The following is a 21,502-nucleotide window of genomic DNA, read 5'->3' on the forward strand; positions in this document are numbered from 1 at the left end:
ATATGTTTTGTTTTTGTGTTAAAATTTGATGGTTGCCGGTAGGTATTTATTAACAAGCGCCTCGTAGTAAGGCTTTAATTCTTCCCAGCTTTTTTGATTAGGATTTTTAGAGTATAAATCATAAGGGTTGAATAATCTTACCCATTTAAACATTTCGTGGTCTTTCTCACTCATTAAATGATCGTAAGCATTTTCTTTATGTTGCGAGTAAAAAGAGTGGTAACGCAGCATATATAATCCCTGTTCAGGGATATATGGTTTCATCATGTGATAAACATATTCATCGTGCCCCCAAGACATGTGAACGTTATCGAGGCCGCAGTTTTGACTGTAAACACCCAATTTAGTTTGGTACTGGGGATTCTTGAAATCGGGATTCAGTTCAAAAAACTCCGGGTAAACAATTTTATCTGAATAAGCACAACCAACTGGAAATGTATCGCCCACGACTGCCCATTGCGGCTCACCATAAAGGCAAAGCACTTTTCCCATATCATGGATTAAACCAACAAGCACCATCCAGTCCGGATGGCCATCATTTCTAATGGCTTCTGATGTTTGAAGCAGGTGTTGCATTTGATCTAAATCTGTATCCGGATCAGAATCATCAACTAATTTATTCAGAAAATCAAAAGCACTCCATACAGGCATTTCTTCCTTATTAAACTTCAAATAATTAGCTTTTTTCTGCTGAACAAAATCATAAGTTTGATAAGTGTGGTTCAGTTTATAAAACTCTTTTACACCATCTTTTTCGGTTTCATCGTAGTTTCTAAACTGTTCTTCTTTTTTGTCTGAATTGATATTGGACGGGTCTGGATAACGGATTAATAAATCCTCTTCCCATTGATCGATATTCTTCAATGGATTCTGATTTTCCTTCGAAAATATTTCTTCGTTTCTCATAAGGCTAGAAATAATTTGGTTAAAATATGCTTTGTTTGATGATCTAAAGTTGAGTTTTTGAAACCTTAGATTTTTATGATTTGGGATTTTTATTTACGTAAACGATTAAGTAAATCAAGATAATCTAATATAACTAATTGACTAATAATCTCTTGAAGTTTAACTCTGTACAGATTGATGCAGCGTTGGGTTTTATTAAGCAAGCAAGAATGCTGGCGGCTAAATAACTAAAGCCTGTAGGCAAATTGTTATTATAATTCCTTAGTTTAGTAGCAACGGATTTGTTACGTTGCATGCAACTTTCGAATTCGTTTTTGATAACCAGACAATCATCCCTGTAAGTGAGTCGTGGAGAAACAAGGTATATTAGCATTGGATATATATCTTCCAATTTTGGTTTATAAATCCAGCTGAAATGATCATCATTACGAGATGAAAAATGTTTTTGGTTATCCAGATTAACTAACAAAACGAGTAACCAAATGTCGGGAGAGGTAAATATCAAAAGACTTGCGCAGGAGTTAAACCTGTCGATAGCAACTGTATCAAAAGCGCTTAATGATAGCTACGAAATTAGCTTGAAAACAAAAACAAGGGTATTAACACTGGCAAAAGAACTTAACTACACACCAAACCCTGCGGCCAGTAATCTACGTAGCAATAAAACTAAAACCATTGCGGTAATTATACCGAACATAGCCAACAACTTTTTTTCCCTGGCCATCAAAGGGATTGAAGAAATTGCCAGGCAATATGGTTATCATGTGCTCATTTATCAAACACATGAAGATATTGAGACGGAAATGTTATTTACGAACAGTTTACTAAACGGCCGCGTAGATGGCATTTTGACTTCTGTATCGAGCAACGAATACAATAATGATTATTACCGCGATCTGGTTAAAAAAATTCCGCTTGTTTTTTTCGATCGGGTGTATGAATCTTTAGATGCCTTTAAAATTACCACCGATGATTACCAGATTTCCTTTAATGCCACCGAACATTTAATTGAGTGTGGGTGTACTCAAATTGCTTATTTATACGGTTTGGAAAAATTACCGGCCGGCCGAACGCGATTTGCAGGATATAAAGATGCACTGGCGGCACATGGTATCAGCATCGATGAAAACCTTATTTTACACTATCAGCCGGAAGAAAATGAGAACGTGACCAACATTGTCAATTTGTTCCAATCGCATAAGCCAGATGCAATTTTCTCCTCGATAGAAGAATTTGCAATTCCCGCTTACCTTGCTTGTAAAGAATTGAAACTGCAAATTCCAGATGATGTAAAAATTATCAGCTTTTCTAATCTGAGTTCTGCAAAGTTGCTCAATCCTTCTTTAACAACTATTACCCAACCTGCATTTGAAATAGGGATTGAGGCTGCCAAATGCCTGTTTAAAATCTTAACTAAACGTGGTATTGGAGATGATCAAAATATTGTGCTCAAATCGGTGCTCATCAAAAGAGAATCAACTGGTTGCTGGGAAAAACCTGCTTAAAATCGGTTAAAACCCGAAAACGTTTACGTAATTAAATACCTTCTTTCGTCCGCTTTGATTCGGATTTTTTCTGACTTTTAAAAAAACCAAATATATTACAACGCTATGAATCACCTTTCAGCGCTTGACTGTGCCGTTTTCTTTTTGTACTTCGTTATCGTTTCGGCCTACGGTTATTATGTTTATAGATCTAAAAAACAAAAGAAAACGGATACTAAAGACTATTTTCTTGCTGAAGGATCCTTGACATGGTGGGCTATTGGCGCATCCATCATTGCCTCCAATATTTCTGCAGAGCATTTTATCGGTATGTCTGGCTCTGGCTTTGCCATGGGACTGGCCATCGCCAGTTACGAATGGATGGCTGCTGCAACGCTGATTATTGTAGCGGTTTTCTTCCTGCCAATTTACCTTAAAAATAAAATTTATACCATGCCACAGTTTTTATCTACCCGGTATAACAATACCGTAAGTACATTAATGGCTGTCTTTTGGTTGCTGGTTTATGTGTTTGTTAACCTTACCTCTATCTTTTTTTTAGGTGCTATCGCCATAGAAACCATTACAGGAATTCCTTTTAGCACCTGTATCATTTTTCTGGCCATATTCTCTGCATTAATTACCCTTGGGGGGATGAAAGTGATTGGCTATACAGACGTTATCCAGGTTTTTGTTTTAGTTATCGGTGGATTGATTACCTGTTACATGGCGCTGAAACTGGTATCAGAAAAATTAAATGTAGACACTGTTTTAGGTGCGCTGCCGATGTTACGTACAGAGGCTGCTGATCATTTTCACATGATATTTTCAAAGGGCGATAAGTTTTACAACGAACTTCCAGGTGTGGCGGTATTGGTTGGCGGGCTTTGGATCAATAACCTAAATTACTGGGGCTGCAATCAATACATCGTTCAAAGGGCTTTAGGGGCAGATCTAAAAACCGGGAGAAGCGGATTGATTTTCGCTGCCTTTTTAAAGTTGCTAATTCCGGTTATCGTAGTGATTCCGGGTATTGCTGCTTTTGTGCTTTACCAGCGTGGCTATTTTCAGGCAGAAATGCTAGACAGTTCAGGTGTACTCAAACCAGATCATGCTTATCCGGTATTAATGAACTTATTACCTATTGGAGTAAAAGGAATGGCTTTCGCAGCATTAACGGCAGCAATTGTGGCTTCTTTGGCAGGAAAATCAAACAGTATTGCCACCATTTTTACATTAGATATCTACAAAAAATACATCAATCCTACTGCAAGCGAAACACGGATGGTAGCCGTTGGACGATGGTCAGTGGTCATCGCATCGATAATTGCGATTATCGTTGCTCCGGCGTTAAGAAGCTTTGATCAGGTATATCAGTTTATCCAGGAATATGTCGGTTTTATTTCGCCGGGTGTATTTGCCATTTTTTTACTTGGATTTTTCTGGAAACGAACAACATCCAGGGCAGCACTTTGTGCCGCACTGCTAACCATTCCTCTTTCCATCTTCTTCAAATTCCTGCCCTCAATAAGTCAGGGTTTAATTGATGATATTCCTTTTCTGAATAGAATGTCGTGGGTTTTTGTGACTATCATCGTGGTGATGGTGTTAATCACACTTACCGATCCTAAAGGTAAGAACAATCCGCAGGGTTTAGAGATTGACAAAACGATGTTTAAAGTTACGCCTGCATTTATGGTTGCATCTGTAATTATTGTAGGCATTATGGCTGCCCTTTATACAGTGTTTTGGTAAAAATTAAATAGTACGCTAAATATAATATAGATGAAGTTAAAATTATTTCTTGCAATCTTCCTTCTTTCGGGCTTTTTTGCCAATGCGCAATCAAAATTTAATATTAAAAGCTATGGTGCCATTGGCAACGGCAAAACCAATGATGCAGTGGCGATTCAAAAAGCTATCGATGCGTGTTCAAAAGCTGGCGGTGGCCAGGTAGTTGTTCCTGCCGGGCATGTTTATCTTTCGGGCCCCTTCCACTTAAAATCATTTGTAGAGTTGAGAGTAGAAGGTGGAGCCAAAATTTTAGCAAGTCCGGATGAAAAACTTTATACAGAAAGTGCCTTTGGCGATAACAAAGGTGAAGGAACTGTATGGATTGGTGGAAAAAATTTACAGCAGGTAAGTATTACGGGTAGCGGTGAAATTGACGGAAATGGCATTTCATTTATGGGAGAAGAGCTAGACGATTCTTATGTGCTTAAACCTTTTAATGTTGTAGATCCACGGCCACATTTACTCACTTTAATTGGTTGTAAAAAATTAAATATCGACGGCGTTACTTTTAAAAACTCTGCTTACTGGACCGTTCATTTAATAGGTTGTGATGATGTTGCGATTTCAAATATCACGTTGCTCAACAGTATCAAAATTAGAAATAGCGATGGTATCGATATTGATCATAGTAAAAATGTAAGGATTACCAATTGTTATATCGAATCGGGAGATGATTGTATCTGCTTAAAAAACAGACGTGAATTTGAAAAATATGGACCATGCGAAAATATTGTTATTAGCAATTGTACCATGACTTCCAGCTCTTGCGCCATTAAAATCGGCTCAGAAAATATGGACCGCATTAGCAAAGTACTGATCAACAACTGTAATATCGTTAATAGTAATCGAGGCATAGGCATTCAAAACAGAGATGAAGGAACGGTAAGTGATGTAATCTTTTCTAATTTGGTTATCGAATCCAAATTATTCTCAGATGTATGGTGGGGCAAAGCCGAGCCTATTTACATTACCGCGTACCCACGAGCAACAAGCAATAACAAAGATGCGGGCTGGCGGTTACCGAAAGGTGAGACAAAAGGCCGCGTGGGTGCTGTTACAAACATTTATTTCTCCAATATTCGATGCTCCGGAGAAGGTGGAGTTTACATTAGCGGCGAAAATTCTGATAAGATTTCGAGCATTTATTTTGATCAGGTAACTGTTTCAATGGAGAAAACAACTAAGCAGCCTGGCGGAGTTTATGACCGCAGGCCAAGCAATGTAGAGGGGCTGGTAAAAAGTGATATTGCTGGTTTTTATTTCGAAAATACAGGCTACATCAGTTTACAAAACAGTGAAGTAATTTGGGGCAAAGCCAAACCTTCTTATGCAGGTAAAGCATTGGAGACAAAGAATGTAACTAAAATTAAATCAGTTAATTTTACAGAAAGAGATGCGGATAAATAGAAACAAAAATATCAGCAGTTTTTCAGCGTTGCTGATGCTGATGCTTATTTCGTTATCATCAATAGCGCAACAGGTAAGTAATCCTATTATCCCTGGATATTTTGCCGATCCAACGGTTGTAAAGCAAAATGGCACTTATTTTATTTATGCCACTATCGATCCATGGGGTGGAGATGAACTGGCTGTTTTTGAAACGAAAGACTTTGTTAACTTTACACGCCACCATTTAAACTGGCCTACCAAAAAAGCGTGTACAAGCCCTACCTCCAATAGTTCGATGGTATGGGCGCCTTCTGTTGTAAGAGGTAAAGATAAGAAGTTTTACATGTACGTATCTGTAGGGAGCGAGGTTTGGGCTGGAGTAAGTGATCAGCCTTTAGGGCCTTGGAAAAACCTAAAAAAAGATAACACGCCGCTAATTGCTGCAAAAGATTATCCTGCCGTTCATAACATTGATGCTGATTGTTTTATTAACGATAACGGCGATGCTTTTCTCTACTGGGGTTCGGGATTTAACTGGATTAATGGAAAATGCATGGCTGTAAAGTTAAAGCCAGATATGTTCAGTTTTGTAAATAAGCCAGCGGAGGTAACGCCAACAGGTTATTTCGAAGCACCACACATGATTAAAAGGAATAACGAATACTTACTAATGTTTTCTGAAGGAAAGGCAATTGATGAAACCTATCGAATAGGATATGCAGTAGGCAAAACGCCCTTCGGTCCTTTCCAAAAGGGAAAATATAGTCCAATTCTTTCAACCATACCTGGTACAGCAACAATAGGCCCCGGTCATCACACCGTTATAACATTAGGAAAACAGGATTACGTTTTGTACCATCGCATTGTTCCGCAAAAAGAAAAGTATGTACTTAGAGAACTTTGTTTGGATAGCCTTAAATACGACAATAAAAACCAACTCATGAAAGTTGTTCCGGTGAAAACGAAGCGTATTAATTGAGCTAAGCAAATGCGGGTTTTTACGTAAACGTTTACGCAAATAAACTGACTCATATTTAGTAAACCAACGTCTTTTTTTTACAATTTACACTAAACATCAAGCCAGCCATAATTTAAAATTAATTGTGCCCAATTCGCTTTAAGGGTGCTTTCTAAAATATGGAAACATGCTTATTGTAAACTTTAAATGAGAAAGAAGGTTAATATACTTTTTGATTCGACCAATGATGGAATACTAGATTTCCAGCTAACTTACCACGTAACAGCGTCCCGCCGGAAATGGAAAGTTGACTGTTCCATAGCCTTATTATCTGATCAGAATTTTGAATGGTTGGAAAATGATTCTTTTGCTTTCAATATTCAATCATTATTGATTGAAAACGCCCTTGTAATCAGCTTTGGAAAATTGCAACCGCAAATTAATGCAGAGTATTACAAGCTGATGAATATCATTGCAAACTACGTTCAACTTATTGACTGTGACATTAATTGGGCGCCAGAGCAGGAACTGATCATCGCTTCGCAACAGGAACAGCTGGTAGATCATTATTAGCACAGCCATTACTTCTTATTATCAGAAAAATTTACAATATTCAGTACAAATTGGATCAAAAATTAAGGGTTAGCAACATTCTGAATTGCTAACCCTTCAAATTACTTTTATTTGTTCAGTCGAGATTGGCTAGCCTCGAATCAAAGCTTCATATTAATCAACTTTCCATTGTAGGTAATCGACTTGGAACGCCCAGGCGATTTACCATCAGCAATTAATACTACATTAAACTTCCTGGTACTTAACATCCCTTTGAAATTACCAATTCTATCGCCTACACTTAATGTTTTTTCTTGATTATTCCACTTAAATGTGATGGTAGAGAACTTTCCTTTTTCATAATTATAGTTATCATTTTCATCTTCGTACAATACAAATTCACCGTCTGCCCCATCGTAAACACGAACAGTTAAATTATCCCATTTTTTTTCTGTTGAGTATTGGACGTCCGGCCCGATTGGAATAATTGATCCAGCCTTAACATAAAGTGGAACGATGTTTATTGGCGCATCAGTGTTTACCTCTCTCCCACCGTTATAATATTGGTTGGTCCAGAAATTATACCAACCGCTTCCCTCTGGCAAATATACAGGCCATTTTTTAGTCTGATATTTTGTTACCGGAGCAACCAAAATCGATCGGCCAAACAGATATTGATGACCCATTTCATGTGTTTTTTTATCGGCAGCAAAATCCATCACCATCGGACGCATAAAGGTTCCATCATTTTTGCTAACATCCCACGAGGTGCTATAAATGTAAGGCAATAAGCTGTAACGAAGCTTGATAAACTTTTCCTGAGCATCAAAACACCAGGAACCGCGGTCGCCAAAATTCCAGATTTCTCTTGGCAACTCTGTTCCATGAGAACGCATCATGGGACTAAAAGTTCCAAACTGCATCCAGCGAACATACAACTCTTGAAATTCAGGATTTTTATTTCCACCTCCATTACGCCAGCGACCGGCGAAAAAGCCACCTATATCGCTATTCCAGTTCGGAATGCCCATAAGCGTATAATTTAAAGCCGCAGGAATTTGTTTTTCGAGCATATCCCAGGTAGAACTTACGTCGCCACTCCAGGTATTAGAACCATACAACTGTTGACCAATAAAGCCAGATCTAGTGAGAATGACGCCTCTTTTCTGGCTGTTCCTTTCCCGCTGATGGGTTGCGATCCCCTTATTATGCATCAGGCTGAAACCATTTTTTACACTTCTGTAACTGCCAAGGTAAGTGGGTAAATCGAAATCAGATTCTTTTTTATTGATGTGATCCGGCTCTGTTGAATCAAGCCACCAACCATCGTTTCCGATATAGCTAAAAATACCTTTATCCAGATATTTCCAATAAATATCTAAGGCCTTAGGATTGAAAACATCATAAGGTCTCGCCCCGCTGTTTGGTGGCCAGGTATCAAAATTAATGATCATTTTTTTACTATCGAATTCCTTTCGCTGATCTGTTTTTGGACCAAAGCCAGGCCAGGTAACAATGAGCAGTTTAGCATTTAACTGATGAATCTGATCCACCCATTTTTTTGGATCTGGAAAGCGTTCTTTATCAAAACTCTGAGAGTTCCATGCACTATCACTTTTATTATATTCGGGCCAATAACGCCAATCCTGGATCACCACATCAAGCGGAACTTTTAAATCGCGATACTTTTTTAACACATTTAAACTTTCATCCTGACTATTATATCGCTCCTTACTCTGAAAAAAACCATATGCCCACAATGGAAGCATGGGAGCTTTCCCCGTTAAAGTTCGCACTTTTGAAATTACGCCATCCGCATTTTTACCGTACATAAAATAGTAATCTGAGCAATGACCTAAACCTTCAAAAGAAAGTTCCTGGGGGTTATCGTTAAATTCTGAAATGGAATAGTTATCCCAAAAAACGCCATAACCTTTAACCGAATGAAAAAACGGCGAGTAGGTTGACATATTTTCATTTTGCATGTGATGAGCAGAATTGCGTCGATTAAATTTGTTATCCAGAATTTGTCCCACCCCATAAATGGCCTCATCTTTATCAAGCAAAAAACCATTCCGAACTTTAAACGATGGTGTACCAGCATCATCTATGGGAGAAAATTGTGTTCCATAATCTTTATCATTCAACAATTTATTTCCCGAACGATCTGAAAAATAAATACCACCTGTTTCTACGTTTACTTCTACCTGAAGTGAATCACTTTTAATCAGCGTATTTTTTCCCATCTGAGAAAATTCAACCGGGGTTTTCACCGCTTTACCAACCACAGAGAGGCTCTTTTTGTCGTATGGTTTTCCGTCAGGCGTTTTAAACACACGCACAATGCTCGGCGAATAATATTCAATTTTAATATCCATCCCTTGAGTGGAAAAGGAAATTCCCTGCGGAAGTTTTTGAACTGACTGTGCGTTTAAATCTCCCGAAAAAGTCAGCATTAGCGCTGCCGTTATAAAATAAAGCCTTTGATAAATTCTCATATTGTAGGTTTATATTTGGTATTTGATGACAGCAAAAATAGATTCAACAACCTCAATAGAGACAACACCAATGTTGAATTTTTTTGTATTTAGGTTGATTTTTTCACGTTTTGAGCATATTCAGAAGGTTTACAGCCATAACGTTCCTGAAAGCATTTGCTCAAATAGCTCGAACTGCTAAAGCCTACACGATCGGCAATCTCAGAAATATTAAGGGTTCCTTCAAGAAGTAATTCTGCAGCTTTTTCCAACCTGATGTTGCGGATAAATAACGAAGGAGATTTATCAAGTAAGGTAATCAATTTGCGATACAACCCGGTACGGTCCATATTCAAATCGCTGCTAAGTTGCTCAACAGAATAGTCGCTTACATTTAAATTATTCTCGACCAGCAACATTGCTTTCTTTAAAAACGCAGCTTCCATCGGGTTCATGTTTTCCGTGGACTGAGGAATTTCTGTTCTTGGCGGGGAAGAAGGATTTGCAAATTCGAGTTTCCCACTTAATAAATTTTGCTGATCAATTAAACTTCTGATTCTGAGCAGGAGAAGATCTTCCCTCCGATTTCGTTCTGCATTTTTTCTGGCGTTACGCAAATAAAACCTAATGCTAAGCCAAATGGCTACAACCATTAAACCAAAATAGCAAAAATATGCCACCGTAGTTCGCCACCATGGAGGATTAATGGTTAGGTTGATTGTGGTGATTTCTCCTGGCCATTCCAAATTGGTAGTAGAAGCCATTACCTGAAGTTCATATTTTCCTGGCGGAAGATTGGTGTAAGATATTGTGAGCACTCCATCCCTTCCAGAAAAATCGTTTCCCTGTGCACTTCGGTTTTCTCTCCACTCCTGGTCTATACCGATCAGTTTGTAACGATAGTAAGTTTGGGCAGGATTTTGATAGTTAAGTGCCGAAAAACGGAAGGTGAGAAAATTTTGGTCGTATAGTAAAACTAAGCCGCTAGTATAAGGCACCGTTTTGTCCAAGATATTATTATCCACTTCAACATCTATCTTCTTTCCATGCACCAAAAAATCAGTAAAAACCGGTTTAAATGGCAATTTATCATTCTGTGCAATATTTTGGTTTAAAACCGAAAAGCCATTTACGCCACCAAAGTAAAGTGTTCCATTTTTGCTTTCAAATACAGCATTTCGCAAGTATTCGCCTTCCAAGGCACCTGTTGAAGCATCGTAGTTGATAAATGTGATATCCTTTGCAGCTTTACTAAGTTGCACCCGGTTAATTCCATAACTAGTGGCAATCCAAATATTTTTACGGCTATCTTCAAAAATCGATTGTATGAAGTTGTTGGAGAGCCCGTTTTGAGTATAGAAAAATTGTTCCTTACCAGTAACAGGATTTAATAAACTCAAACCATCTGTGGTGCCCGTCCAAATCCAACCCTTACTATCTTTAAATTTGGCTGTTTGGTTGCCAGGCAAGTTTAATACCTCCGTTTTCAAACCTTTAAGTACTCCAGAAGGAATTAACTTTGGGGGCAGAGGTCGTAGGGAATCTTCGTTTCCAACTCCGGGCTTGTACAAATATATTCCAGACTGCGTTTTAACATAGATTTTGCTGAGATCATCTTCGGCAAATGACTGAGCCATCACATCTTTAAAACTACTACCAAGAAACGAAGATTTTTTTACGGTGTTAAATAAATACCGATGCGGATGATGGTATAATAATCCTTGATTAGCAGTTCCGAGCCATAAACCACCTTGTTTATCGTATAATAGCGTACTTATTTCTGTATTGAGTTTAGTTCCATCTGCCTGCTCAATAACTGGAATATACTGGCTTTTGTTATGCTTTACATCCACAATCCAAATTCCATTCGCACAGCTGATGGTTGCTTTTCCATCTCCATCTACCACCAGAGTGTTGAGGTGATATGGCGTTTCCAATACTTTTTTCCAATCGCGTTTACGGATATCAAAAAAGAAGCAGCCACCATTACTCCCATTCCGAAGTTGATAAAATCCATTTTTCGCCTTCACCACAAGTGATGTACTTTGAAATTTAGACTGTTGAGCAGCAGGATATGCAGCCAGTTTAAATTGCTGGCGCTTTGCTTTCAAATTGTAGCAAATTACTTCGCCGGTGCTGTAAAAAAGAAATAAATCGTCTCTTTCATTACTCACATCTTGCAGTAGCCCAACATTATGATTTAGATCTATTGAATATTGATGATTTTTCGACTGTAACTTTTGGTTGTTAAGTAGCCATATTCTACTATCTGAATCTAGAAAAAAATCATCAATTGCGCCGTTAAAGCCAGCAGTTTTGAAATAGCGGTTAAGGTTTGATTGGTATTTTCCTTCATACAAATCAACCCGCATTAATTTATGATGATCTTTTATCCAGAGAATGGAATCCCCACTCTGGTAAATCCGATAGAAACCGTCGTAACTTTTCAACGCATAGCCTTGCTTACTTTTATCATGAATATAGGTAAAACGCGAACCATCAAAAATATTGAGGTTCCCACTGGTTTTAAAAACCATTCGGCCGTCTTGAAGCTGGATGATGTACCGTATTTGGTTATCACTTAGTCCCTGCGAAACGGTTAAAGGTGAAAAAACGAAATCCTGAGCAAATAGCTTTGGCATTAAATTCAGCAGCAATATAATGGTCAGTAAAATCGGCTTCATTTATAGGATTTAAGTTTTGTTGCCTTTAAAGATTTCGTTTTAAATGTTGAAATTAAGTCGCAGCTATCAGTTAATAGGTTTAGCAATTATTCAAACATCAATGCGGTTTTCGTTTGCAGTATTATTTATTTGGATTTAACTCAAAAACCTGTTTCATTAATTGCCATTTTTCTCCTGGCGCCGCCCCTGGCAAAGGCTGTTGAAATTTCCACATCAACGCTTCCCATTCCAATACCTTCTCATTTGCTTCGTCCATCATCTTCTTATTTTCAAACGTAAAGTCATCTGTTGTTTCCATCACCATAAATAAACGGTTCGAAATGCGATAGATTTCCATTGAGGTAATGCCAGAATCTACTATACTTTTGGTGATTTCCGGCCAGCCATTTTTGTGGTATTCCTCATATTCACTGATCAGTTTTTCATCGTCTACCAGATCAAGCGCAAGTGCATATTTTTTCATAGCTATAAATCGTGATGTTATCAATAACCCAATGGCTAACTGCCTCTTGGCTCAATTAAACAATTTTCAAAGCAAAGGTGTAAGCGAGTTTAGGTTTATAATCTTTTATGTCGATCTCCAGATAATTTTCATTCTGTTTAAAAGAAAGCTTTTGCCCCGTACTTAATAAGCCAACGCTGCTAATCGCTTTTTCCAAATAACTGCTTCCTTTTTTCATCGATTTTATCTGTACGATACCCTTTTCTGGCCAGGCCATCACCACGGCATAAATCGCATTTCCCTTGGTGGTGAAACGGATATCTTCAGGTGTAAAAGGCTTACTTTTACCTTCATTAAAACCCTGATCTTTTAAAGCCTGATTATTTTCAGTTGAAGGACCCTCACCAAAGACTTTCCATGGCCGGGTATCATAAATCGCATCACTATTAGCTTCCATCCATTCTCCAACCTCCTCTACAATTGCACGTTCCAATTCATCAATACTGCCGTTGCCACGTACAGGGATGCTCAGCAGAAAATTACCGTTTTTACTCACCACATCGGCCATAATCTGCACTACGGTTTTTGCACTTTTATAGCTTTTTTTATTGTAAATGGTTCTGTCGTAGTGCCAGGAACCGATGCAAGTATCGGCCTGCCATGGCAAAGGTTCAATTTCATTGCTATGGCCGCGTTCAATATCCCAAACCATACATTTACGCTGCTGCTTATCCAGTATCTTCCCGAAAATGACCGCTTCAAGTTTGTTATTTTTCTGAATACTTTTATTGTACATGTAAGATGCTAAACGCAGTCCTACATCACTCACTGGCCAAAGTGGTAAGGCTGTATCATCGAAATAAATAAGATCAGGACCATAGTTATCAATCAGTTCTACGGTACGATTGTAAAACTTTTCGCAGTAGGCTTTGGAAGGGATAGCGGCTCCGTTACCCCAATCCCACTGTTTGCCAGAAGCATCGTTATCCTGGCTATCTTCGCTAAGTGGATGATTTTGAGCATACAAATCCTGTGGATTGAGACCATTCCACCATTTCCCTTTTCCATCGGCAGCTGTTAGCTTTCCATCATAAGGAACGCCCGCTAAATCACCTTTCAAATCAGCACGCTGGGCAGTTTCTAGCCAGGTCCAGGCATGTGCCGCATGAACGCTCACGCCGAAATACATTCCATTTGCCCGGGCTGCTTTTTCCCAACCTTTTATAATATCCTTCTTTGGGCCAATTTGGGTGGAGTTCCATTTTTTCTGATAAGTACTTTTATACAGATCAAAATTATCGTGGTGATTGGCAAGCGCCATAAAATACTTTGCTCCTGCTTTTTTATACAAGCTTAACAGCTCCTCCGGATTCCATTGGTCGGCTTTCCATTCATTGATTACGTCTTTAAAACCAAATTTAGAAGGATGTCCATATTTTTCAAGGTGGTATTTATACTTCTTGCTGCCTTCCATATACATTTCCCGGGCATACCAATCTCCATACTCAGGTTCGCATTGCGGACCCCAATGTGCCCAGATTCCAAACTTTGCATTGCGGAACCAATCTGGTGTTTTGTAGGCAGAAAGCGATTCCCAGGTCGGCTTGAACGGACCCGGCAGGTATCCTATCCCTGGTGCATTGAAAATGTTTTGGGCTGCATTGAGATTTTTTCCCAGTGCTAAAGCCGGCACTCCAATGGCAAGCTGCTTAATTAAATCTCTTCTATTCATTGTGGTTAATAGGTTTAGGATAATATTTGATTGGCGTCTTCAATATAATTCCTTGTTTACACTTTATTTTTTTGATACTCTGAAGGAAGCTGACCGAACTCCTCTTTGAAACACTGCCTGAAATATATGGAACTGTTTATTCCCACCATGAACGATACTTCGTTGATGTTGTATTTCCCCGAATCAAGCAATTGAGCTGCCTTTTGCATTCTCACTTTTCTTACCAGCTGATTAATGTTTTTTCCCGTTAGCGCTTTCAATTTTCTGTACAGAGTCGATTGGCTCATATTCATATTTTCGGCCAAAGTAGCAGCGTCCAAAACTTCCTGGTGCATTAATTTTTCTACTAAATTTGCAAACTCCTTTACAAAATCGTTTTCACGCCAGGGGTCGGCTTCCACTTCAGCAGGTATAACTTCTGTACTTTTTATTTGATTAGATAACTGAGACAGCACTTCTTCATATAAACTTTTCCTTTTGGAAAGCAAATTATCTATCCTTCCATAAAGCAATTGTGTGCTAATCGGTTTGGTGAGATAGGAATCCAAACCGAGCTCGTAGCCACGGTGTTTATCCATTTCAGAACTTTTTGCAGTGAGTAAAATTGTTGGAATGTGGCTGGTTTCGCGTTCCAGTTTCAAAGCCTGGAGCATGGCAAACCCGTCCATTTCAGGCATCATTAAATCGCTTACAATGATATCCGGAACATGGCTTTTTGCAAGTTGAAAGCCTTGCTTACCATTCTCTGCAGTAATCACATTGTATTTTGATGCTAACAAAGTAGATAAATAAGCCCGCAAATCAACATCGTCTTCTACTAGCAAAACCACTGGCAGCAATTCTACCTGTGGTGTCTTTTGTTCATCAAGCACTGCATCGTGTTCGGATAGATAAGGAATTTGGGGCGATACTGGATTAGTCAATAACCTGACACTGAACTCGCTTCCCCAATCCAATTCACTTTTCACACTCACCTGCCCGTGATGGATGGCGGCCAATTGTTTCACAAGTGATAAACCGACACCAGCGCCATCGCCTGTATTTTGAGGAACCTGATAAAACTTTTCAAATATTTTTTCCAGATGTGCTGACGCTATTCCACCACCTGTATCTTTCACTTTTATAACTGCCAAGTTTCCCTGGCTATTTTGTTCATAATCTAAAGAAACCATTACGCTGCCAGCTTTTGTGTGTTTGCAAGCGTTTGATAAGAGATTGTCGACAATGAGTTGTACAATTTCTCGATCGAACATCGTTTCGAAATCTTCACCGTTGGCCGTTAAACTGATGTTGATATTTTTGCTTTGACTAGCCTCAACATATTTTTGAACAATCTCTTCTAAAAGTTGCCTTAAAAATCCAGGCTGCAAAGCAAGTGGTTTATGTTGAGATTCAACTTTTCTAAATTCCAACAGTTGATTAACCATCGAAAAAAGCCTGGTGGCACTTTTTTGAACTATTGAAAGGCGTTCCCGGTGTTTAGGCGACAGTTGGTTTTCATGCAAAAGATCTTCCAGCGGACCCAAAATCAATGTTAACGGTGTACGTAGTTCATGAGTAATATTGGTGTAGAAATTCATCCTCTCGGTATGCAAATTTCCTTCTTGTTCCAGTTGCTGCTTTTTTAAACTGAGTTGCGCTTCTGCATTTATTCGTTTAATGTAAAAGAAAAAGAATGCAATTATGGTGGCCAAAACCACAACGATATAAAATGCAATGGCCAATGTGCTTAAGTAAAAAGGCGGCTTGATTGTGATTTGGAGGCTTTCATAATCTTCAGACCACTGCTCATTTTTTTGTCTGGTTCTAATTTTAAGTTCGTAACTGCCGTAGGGAATACTGCGGAAATCTATATTTTTTTCATCGCCAAGCGAAATCCATTTGTTATCAAAGCCCTGCAACTTATAACTGAATTCCAAAAGATCATTCATGGCATAATCCATCACAGCTAGTTCAATGCGAAAGCTGTTTTCGCCGTACTTCAGATGAATTCTCTGTTCAGCATCTGGAAACTTTTCAGTTTGTGCGCTGTGTTCATCCGTATTGAAAACCATCAGTCGGCTGATGTTAATTGGTGATGAAGGAAGTTTTAATGGGATGTTTACCGGATCAAAATAACAAGCGCCACTGGGCATTCCGAAAAAGAGTCGTCCGTTTTTATCTTTGGATACGCTGTTGTTGATGAAGCCGCCGAGTGGCAATCCAAATGCCTGATCGTAGCTTAAAAGCCTTTTTTGAGCCGGCAGGTAACGGATTAAGCCCAGTCTCGTTGCACACCAAATATTTCCTTTCGGACTTTCCGTAATGGCGTTTATCGTTAGCCAGGCATCTCCGAGATGAAGTGGAACAGTTTTAATTTTCCCCAGTTGATTGCCTGATAATTGATAAGACAAACCTTCATTTGTCGCAATCCAAATCGTATTTTCCGAATCGCGATACATATGGTTGATTGTATTACTGACCAATCCTTCCGCTTTGCTGACGCGTTTGATTAGTTTCCAGTTTCGATCGTAAATATAAATCCCCTGGCCGTAAGTGCCTACCCACATATTACCAAGATGGTCTTCTACCAAAGTTCTTGGAGAAAAATCGCCCATCATCGGCGTGGTGATGGTGATTTTCCGCAGCGTATCTATCCTCTGAGCAAGAATAAATAGGCCTTCCTGAGCGGCAAAACAAATATTTTTTCGGCTATCCTGCATAATTGCCCTAACTTCCGACATGCGTTTTCCGCCATCAATTTTCTTCCAGCTATTGCTAGCTGGTTGATAACAGGAAACGCCTCCCTTTTGCAAACCAAACCATTTATTGCCGCTTTCATCTTCAAAACCCGACAAAAGGAAATCATCTCCCAGCAAGCTGTTATTGGCATTGATATGATCAACACGGCCATTATTATCTATCTGTAGAATACCTTCACCGGTAGTAGCCAGCAAGGTTTTGTGTTGCTGATCGTTGATGATGGCCGTAACGGTAGCCGTTTTATTTCTTTCGCTCGAAAATTCTTGCTGTGGAAGAATAGAAAAAAACGGTTTTAAGTGAGAGGAAAAGGCCAAACCACCACTATAAATGGCTAACCAAACATTCCCAAACTGATCCTGATCGATGTTTTGTACGGAGGTATTGCTTCCATGAGTAAGCGCCAACGGCGTCGATACGCTGTAAGAAATTTCATCATTATTAATATTGAAATTGGGCGTCAAAGCAAATAACTGCGAAGACTCAGCCCCAACCCAAATTTGATGTTGGACCTCTTTAATGGAAAAGATAAACGGTTCATTACGTTTAATCGACTTACTACTGAGTTTAACATGATTCAGTTTCTTTGAAACCGGGTTATAAACAGTGAGCCCTTTTCTTGTGCCAATCCAGATGTTATTTTTGCTATCACAGAAGAGCGATTTTACTTCATTATCTGGCAGAATTCCACCCGTAGTTTTTACATCCAACAGTTGAAGTTCTTTTGTTACCGGATTTAATATCGAAACCCCTTTATTTACATGGCCAATATACAAAAGACCGTTTTTATCTTCAGCAAGCGACCATACACTGTTCTCTGGCATTTCCGGAACACTCTTCTGGTTAAAATGGAGGAACTTTTTTGAAGTCGTATTAAATTGTTGAACCCCCTGGTGAAATGTAGCCAACCAAAGTTTTCCATTTTTACTTTTGATGATATCAGTAATGTCGTTCGTCGAAATTGAACTTTCATCCTTGGGGTGATGTACGAAATAGGAAAAGGTGTTTGTTTTTAAATCCAGTACGTTTAAACCATCAGATCTTGTGCCGATATAAAGCTTTTTGTTATCGTACAAAAGCGTATTTATTTCACTGCTATTTACCGATTTACCATCCGGCTTTTCCGCTTTGTAAAAGTGTTTAAACGAATTGCTCGAAAAACGATTCAATCCTAATTCAGTTGCTACCCAAATAAATCCATCGTGATCATGAACGACATCTAAAACCTGCTGATTTGATAATCCATCTTGTAAAGAAAGGTATTTCGTTTTTCCTTCCTGAGCAAACGAGAGAGCGGACACGTGTAATAGCATCACCAAAATAAAACCACTCAAAAAGCCACAATCTTTCAGTCTGTTAATAAAACTTTTGTGGATTTTGTTATTCATAGCATTTGTGTTGAGACTATCTTGTTTCCATGAAAAAACTGGAAAACTAGCATCAGCGATATATTTGGTCTTTTCAAATATAGCAATAACCGTTAAAATAACATTTATAAAAGGACTGATTTTACGCTTTTAATATCGGGAATTTTTTTCTGCCTATACGCCAATGTGAAGTGATTAATCCGAGCGGAGATTTACCCATAAAAACTTTATCGTTTTAGTTAATTTGATAGGTCGGTTTTCCCTCTTTTATCTCCAACTCAAGGCTGAGTTTCTGATCGGGCCATCGCTGAACAATTTTATTCTGCGCATGAATAAATGTTATTCCCAATAAAAAATTTAACATCAATAACGCAAAAATACTAAGATTGAAGATGTACACTTTACTTTTATATAAATTAATTTAACATTTTGGTTGTTAGCGGTTTATACCTCATCACCTACAATTAAATTATAGTTATTCTAAAATACTTTAACTTTAAGGTCGGCTTTATTAAGCCATGGAGAACTAAACCTTACCAACACCTCATCATCAGCTTTTCCAGTCGCTTGTACATAAACAACCATTTTACCGTGAAAAACCCGTTGGCGGTTGTCGGCATAGTCCCCCATATCGCTATTGTTTCCAGATTCCATCCCTAATAACCTTGCACTACCAACAATTTGACAGGTAATTTCATTATCAGACAGTTCTACGCCGACGCCGTTTTCATCAACAATTTGAATTTCTATTTGCGCAATGCCTTTATTTCCTTTAACCTTAAGTTCTGAACCTTGTAGAATTTTGATGGCGTATGGGTTTTTGCTTGTTTGTAATTCGTGACGGGTGATTTCTTTATCATTCTCATCAAGCCCTACCGCTTCTAAACGACCAGCAGCATAAGGTATATCCCAAGAAATGATGCCATATTTATCATCGTATGGCTTGGTTTTTCCAATCTGTTTGCCGTTGAGTTCTAATTTTGCTTTTTTAGCATTGGTATAACAAACCACCCGAATTTGCTGTCCTTCCTGGTAATTCCAGATTGGCCAGGCATCCATTGATGGTGCAATATCTTTTTTCGCTCCCTGGCCAGACTCCAAAAGCGACCAGGCATCTTGAGCATTTCCACCATCTTTAAGCGGATAAGTACCCAGGTAAGCCATTGGCTTGTTAGACCAAAGCGCCTGGCGGAAATATCCGCGTGGCTTAACAAAACCGGCAAAATCAACCAAACCCGAATAAAAACCACGGGCAGGCCAGCGGCCAGATTCGCCAAGGTAATCGATACCCGTCCATAAAAACTGACCGAAAATATGTTCATTATCACGTACAGCTTTCCAGGCTTCAAAATCGTGACGGTTTTCGCTACCAAAAAGAACACGTTTCGGATAGCGTTGGTGATCGGTTTGGTAACGGCTTTCGGTATAATTATAACCAGCAATATCAAGAGCTCCAGGATATTCGGTTTCGTTAGACATTGCTACGCCAGCCAAACCTGCCGTAACCGGACGATATGGATCGTATTTTTTAACCACCGAAACAAGCTTTTTAGCGATATCACCTAGATGCATGGCATTAGGGGCGTCTTTTTTGTAGCCTCCAAAAATGGGCTGTGTAAATCCACCTTCTTTTGCACCAGCCAAAATTGGATGAGAATATGGATCGTTAGGATAATCAACCTCGTTACCGATACTCCAGGCGAAGATAGAAAGGTGATTACGATCGCGTTTTACCATATCCGCTAAATCCCTTTCGCCCCATTCTTTAAAATAATCAAAAGAACCCTGGAAACCCGGAGTACCAACATTCCAACCCTGCAACCATTTCCTCTTGGCGAATTCCCACTCATCAAAAGCTTCATTTAAAACCAGAATACCTAGCTCATCACATAATGCGTAAAGCGATGAAGCCTGTGGATTGTGACTGGTACGAATGGCGTTTACACCGAGACCTTTTAAAGTTTGCAACCTGCGTCGCCAAACTTCGGGGTAAACTTCTGAACCTAAAACACCTGAATCGTGATGCAGACAAACACCTTTTACCTTAAGTTCCTTACCATTTAGCGTCATGCCATGATCAGGATTAAAATGAATATTTCTAAACCCAGTGATAGTACTGGTTTGGTCTATTGTTTTACCATCCTGAACTACCGTGGTTCGAAGGGTGTACAGGTTTGGTTCATCGATACTCCATAATTTTGGCTGATTAACTTTCAAATCAACCGACAGTTCGAGGTTAGATTGTCCCGTTAAATTTGCCTTTGCTTCTTTTTTAGCTACCACTGCACCGTTCTGGTTAAGCAACTCATTAATCACTGTTACTTTGGCCGCTGTTGGCATTTCGTTGTTCAACGTAGTTTGCACTTTTAAATTTCCGTTAGCGCCTTGCACCGTGGCGAAAGCATAGACACCCCATTGCTCCAAATGAACCGGATTCGCCTTTACCAACCATACATCGCGATAAATGCCAGAGCCGGTGTACCAGCGAGAGTCGGCATCTTGTGTATGATCTACTTTAACCTGAATTTTATTTTCCTGGCCGAATTTTAAAAACGGCGTTATTTCGTATGCGAATGAAATATAGCCGTTAGGACGTTTACCAATTGATTGTCCGTTGATAAAAACTTCGCTTCGATTGTAAACCCCTTCAAAATAGATGAAAAACTTTTCCTCCTGATCTTCTTTAGCAATGGTAACTTGTTTCTGATACCAGCCCAAGCCTCCCGGGAGATAACCGGTAGCACTGGCCAACGTTGGGCTTAATGGTTGTTTAATGCTCCAATCGTGAGGCAGCTGTACATTCTTCCACGATTTGCCATTGTCTTCCAAGGCTGCTTTGTCATCAATGTTTCCAAGATGAAACCGCCAGTTATCATTAATTTTTTCGGCTGTTCCAAAACCTGGTTGGGCAAAAGTATTCAGGCTCAACAAGATTGCAGCCAAGAAAAACATGATATATTTTTTCATTCGTTTCATTA

12 protein-coding genes are annotated in these 21,502 nt (G+C 39.0%); 5 read left to right on the forward strand and 7 right to left on the reverse strand.

Features of this window, described 5'->3' with window-relative positions; all coding sequences use genetic code 11:
• Window positions 1–18: 18 nt before the first annotated feature.
• Complete coding sequence (locus ASE92_RS10730; RefSeq protein WP_056850107.1) at window positions 19–906, reverse strand: inositol oxygenase family protein; 888 nt, start codon at window positions 904–906, stop codon at window positions 19–21.
• Between the two features lie 482 nt (window positions 907–1,388).
• On the opposite strand from ASE92_RS10730, the gene ASE92_RS10735 reads away from it, so the two are divergent.
• The 5 genes from ASE92_RS10735 to ASE92_RS10755 all read left to right on the forward strand — a co-directional run bounded on the left by ASE92_RS10735 (window position 1,389) and on the right by ASE92_RS10755 (window position 7,104).
• Complete coding sequence (locus tag ASE92_RS10735; RefSeq protein WP_056850108.1) at window positions 1,389–2,411, forward strand: LacI family DNA-binding transcriptional regulator; 1,023 nt, start codon at window positions 1,389–1,391, stop codon at window positions 2,409–2,411.
• 105 nt (window positions 2,412–2,516) lie between these two features.
• Window positions 2,517–4,145 (forward strand): sodium/sugar symporter, encoded by a 1,629-nt coding sequence (locus ASE92_RS10740; protein ID WP_056850109.1) that lies wholly within the window; start codon window positions 2,517–2,519, stop codon window positions 4,143–4,145.
• Between the two features lie 30 nt (window positions 4,146–4,175).
• Window positions 4,176–5,591, forward strand: a complete 1,416-nt coding sequence (locus tag ASE92_RS10745; RefSeq protein WP_056850110.1) for a glycoside hydrolase family 28 protein — start codon at window positions 4,176–4,178, stop codon at window positions 5,589–5,591.
• Window positions 5,578–6,552 carry a family 43 glycosylhydrolase gene (locus ASE92_RS10750; protein ID WP_056850111.1) on the forward strand — a complete coding sequence of 325 codons (975 nt, stop codon included), beginning with the start codon at window positions 5,578–5,580 and terminating at the stop codon, window positions 6,550–6,552. The genes ASE92_RS10745 and ASE92_RS10750 overlap by 14 nt, the downstream gene beginning before the upstream one ends.
• A 186-nt stretch (window positions 6,553–6,738) precedes the next feature.
• Complete coding sequence (locus tag ASE92_RS10755; protein WP_056850112.1) at window positions 6,739–7,104, forward strand: hypothetical protein; 366 nt, start codon at window positions 6,739–6,741, stop codon at window positions 7,102–7,104.
• A gap of 140 nt (window positions 7,105–7,244) precedes the next feature.
• On the opposite strand, the gene ASE92_RS10760 is transcribed toward ASE92_RS10755, so the two are convergent.
• The 6 genes from ASE92_RS10760 to ASE92_RS10785 form a co-directional block, all read right to left on the reverse strand.
• A complete protein-coding gene (locus tag ASE92_RS10760; RefSeq protein WP_056850113.1) occupies window positions 7,245–9,581 on the reverse strand; it encodes a TIM-barrel domain-containing protein in 2,337 nt (778 codons plus the stop codon).
• A gap of 89 nt (window positions 9,582–9,670) precedes the next feature.
• Window positions 9,671–12,244, reverse strand: a complete 2,574-nt coding sequence (locus tag ASE92_RS10765) for a helix-turn-helix domain-containing protein (RefSeq protein WP_056850114.1) — start codon at window positions 12,242–12,244, stop codon at window positions 9,671–9,673.
• Window positions 12,245–12,365: 121 nt separating this feature from the next.
• On the reverse strand, window positions 12,366–12,707 hold the full coding sequence (locus ASE92_RS10770) for an L-rhamnose mutarotase (protein ID WP_056850115.1): 342 nt from the start codon (window positions 12,705–12,707) through the stop codon (window positions 12,366–12,368).
• 55 nt (window positions 12,708–12,762) lie between these two features.
• Window positions 12,763–14,418: an alpha-L-fucosidase gene (locus ASE92_RS10775; protein WP_056850116.1), complete on the reverse strand. Its 1,656-nt coding sequence runs from the start codon at window positions 14,416–14,418 to the stop codon at window positions 12,763–12,765.
• Window positions 14,419–14,474: 56 nt separating this feature from the next.
• On the reverse strand, window positions 14,475–18,545 hold the full coding sequence (locus ASE92_RS10780; RefSeq protein WP_056850117.1) for a two-component regulator propeller domain-containing protein: 4,071 nt from the start codon (window positions 18,543–18,545) through the stop codon (window positions 14,475–14,477).
• 459 nt (window positions 18,546–19,004) lie between these two features.
• Complete coding sequence (locus tag ASE92_RS10785) at window positions 19,005–21,491, reverse strand: sugar-binding domain-containing protein (RefSeq protein ID WP_056850406.1); 2,487 nt, start codon at window positions 21,489–21,491, stop codon at window positions 19,005–19,007.
• Window positions 21,492–21,502 lie beyond the last annotated feature (11 nt).

The organism is Pedobacter sp. Leaf41, from assembly GCF_001422545.1.
In the GTDB taxonomy this organism is placed as follows: domain Bacteria; phylum Bacteroidota; class Bacteroidia; order Sphingobacteriales; family Sphingobacteriaceae; genus Pedobacter.

What these genes read in the sequence shown, in the direction of transcription:
- ASE92_RS10730 (WP_056850107.1), bottom strand. Translation starts at nt 906, where the DNA reads ATGAGAAACGAAGAAATATTTTCGAAGGAAAATCAGAATCCATTGAAG.
- ASE92_RS10735 (WP_056850108.1), top strand. Translation starts at nt 1,389, where the DNA reads ATGTCGGGAGAGGTAAATATCAAAAGACTTGCGCAGGAGTTAAACCTG.
- ASE92_RS10740 (WP_056850109.1), top strand. Translation starts at nt 2,517, where the DNA reads ATGAATCACCTTTCAGCGCTTGACTGTGCCGTTTTCTTTTTGTACTTC.
- ASE92_RS10745 (WP_056850110.1), top strand. Translation starts at nt 4,176, where the DNA reads ATGAAGTTAAAATTATTTCTTGCAATCTTCCTTCTTTCGGGCTTTTTT.
- ASE92_RS10750 (WP_056850111.1), top strand. Translation starts at nt 5,578, where the DNA reads ATGCGGATAAATAGAAACAAAAATATCAGCAGTTTTTCAGCGTTGCTG.
- ASE92_RS10755 (WP_056850112.1), top strand. Translation starts at nt 6,739, where the DNA reads ATGAGAAAGAAGGTTAATATACTTTTTGATTCGACCAATGATGGAATA.
- ASE92_RS10760 (WP_056850113.1), bottom strand. Translation starts at nt 9,581, where the DNA reads ATGAGAATTTATCAAAGGCTTTATTTTATAACGGCAGCGCTAATGCTG.
- ASE92_RS10765 (WP_056850114.1), bottom strand. Translation starts at nt 12,244, where the DNA reads ATGAAGCCGATTTTACTGACCATTATATTGCTGCTGAATTTAATGCCA.
- ASE92_RS10770 (WP_056850115.1), bottom strand. Translation starts at nt 12,707, where the DNA reads ATGAAAAAATATGCACTTGCGCTTGATCTGGTAGACGATGAAAAACTG.
- ASE92_RS10775 (WP_056850116.1), bottom strand. Translation starts at nt 14,418, where the DNA reads ATGAATAGAAGAGATTTAATTAAGCAGCTTGCCATTGGAGTGCCGGCT.
- ASE92_RS10780 (WP_056850117.1), bottom strand. Translation starts at nt 18,545, where the DNA reads ATGAATAACAAAATCCACAAAAGTTTTATTAACAGACTGAAAGATTGT.
- ASE92_RS10785 (WP_056850406.1), bottom strand. Translation starts at nt 21,491, where the DNA reads ATGAAAAAATATATCATGTTTTTCTTGGCTGCAATCTTGTTGAGCCTG.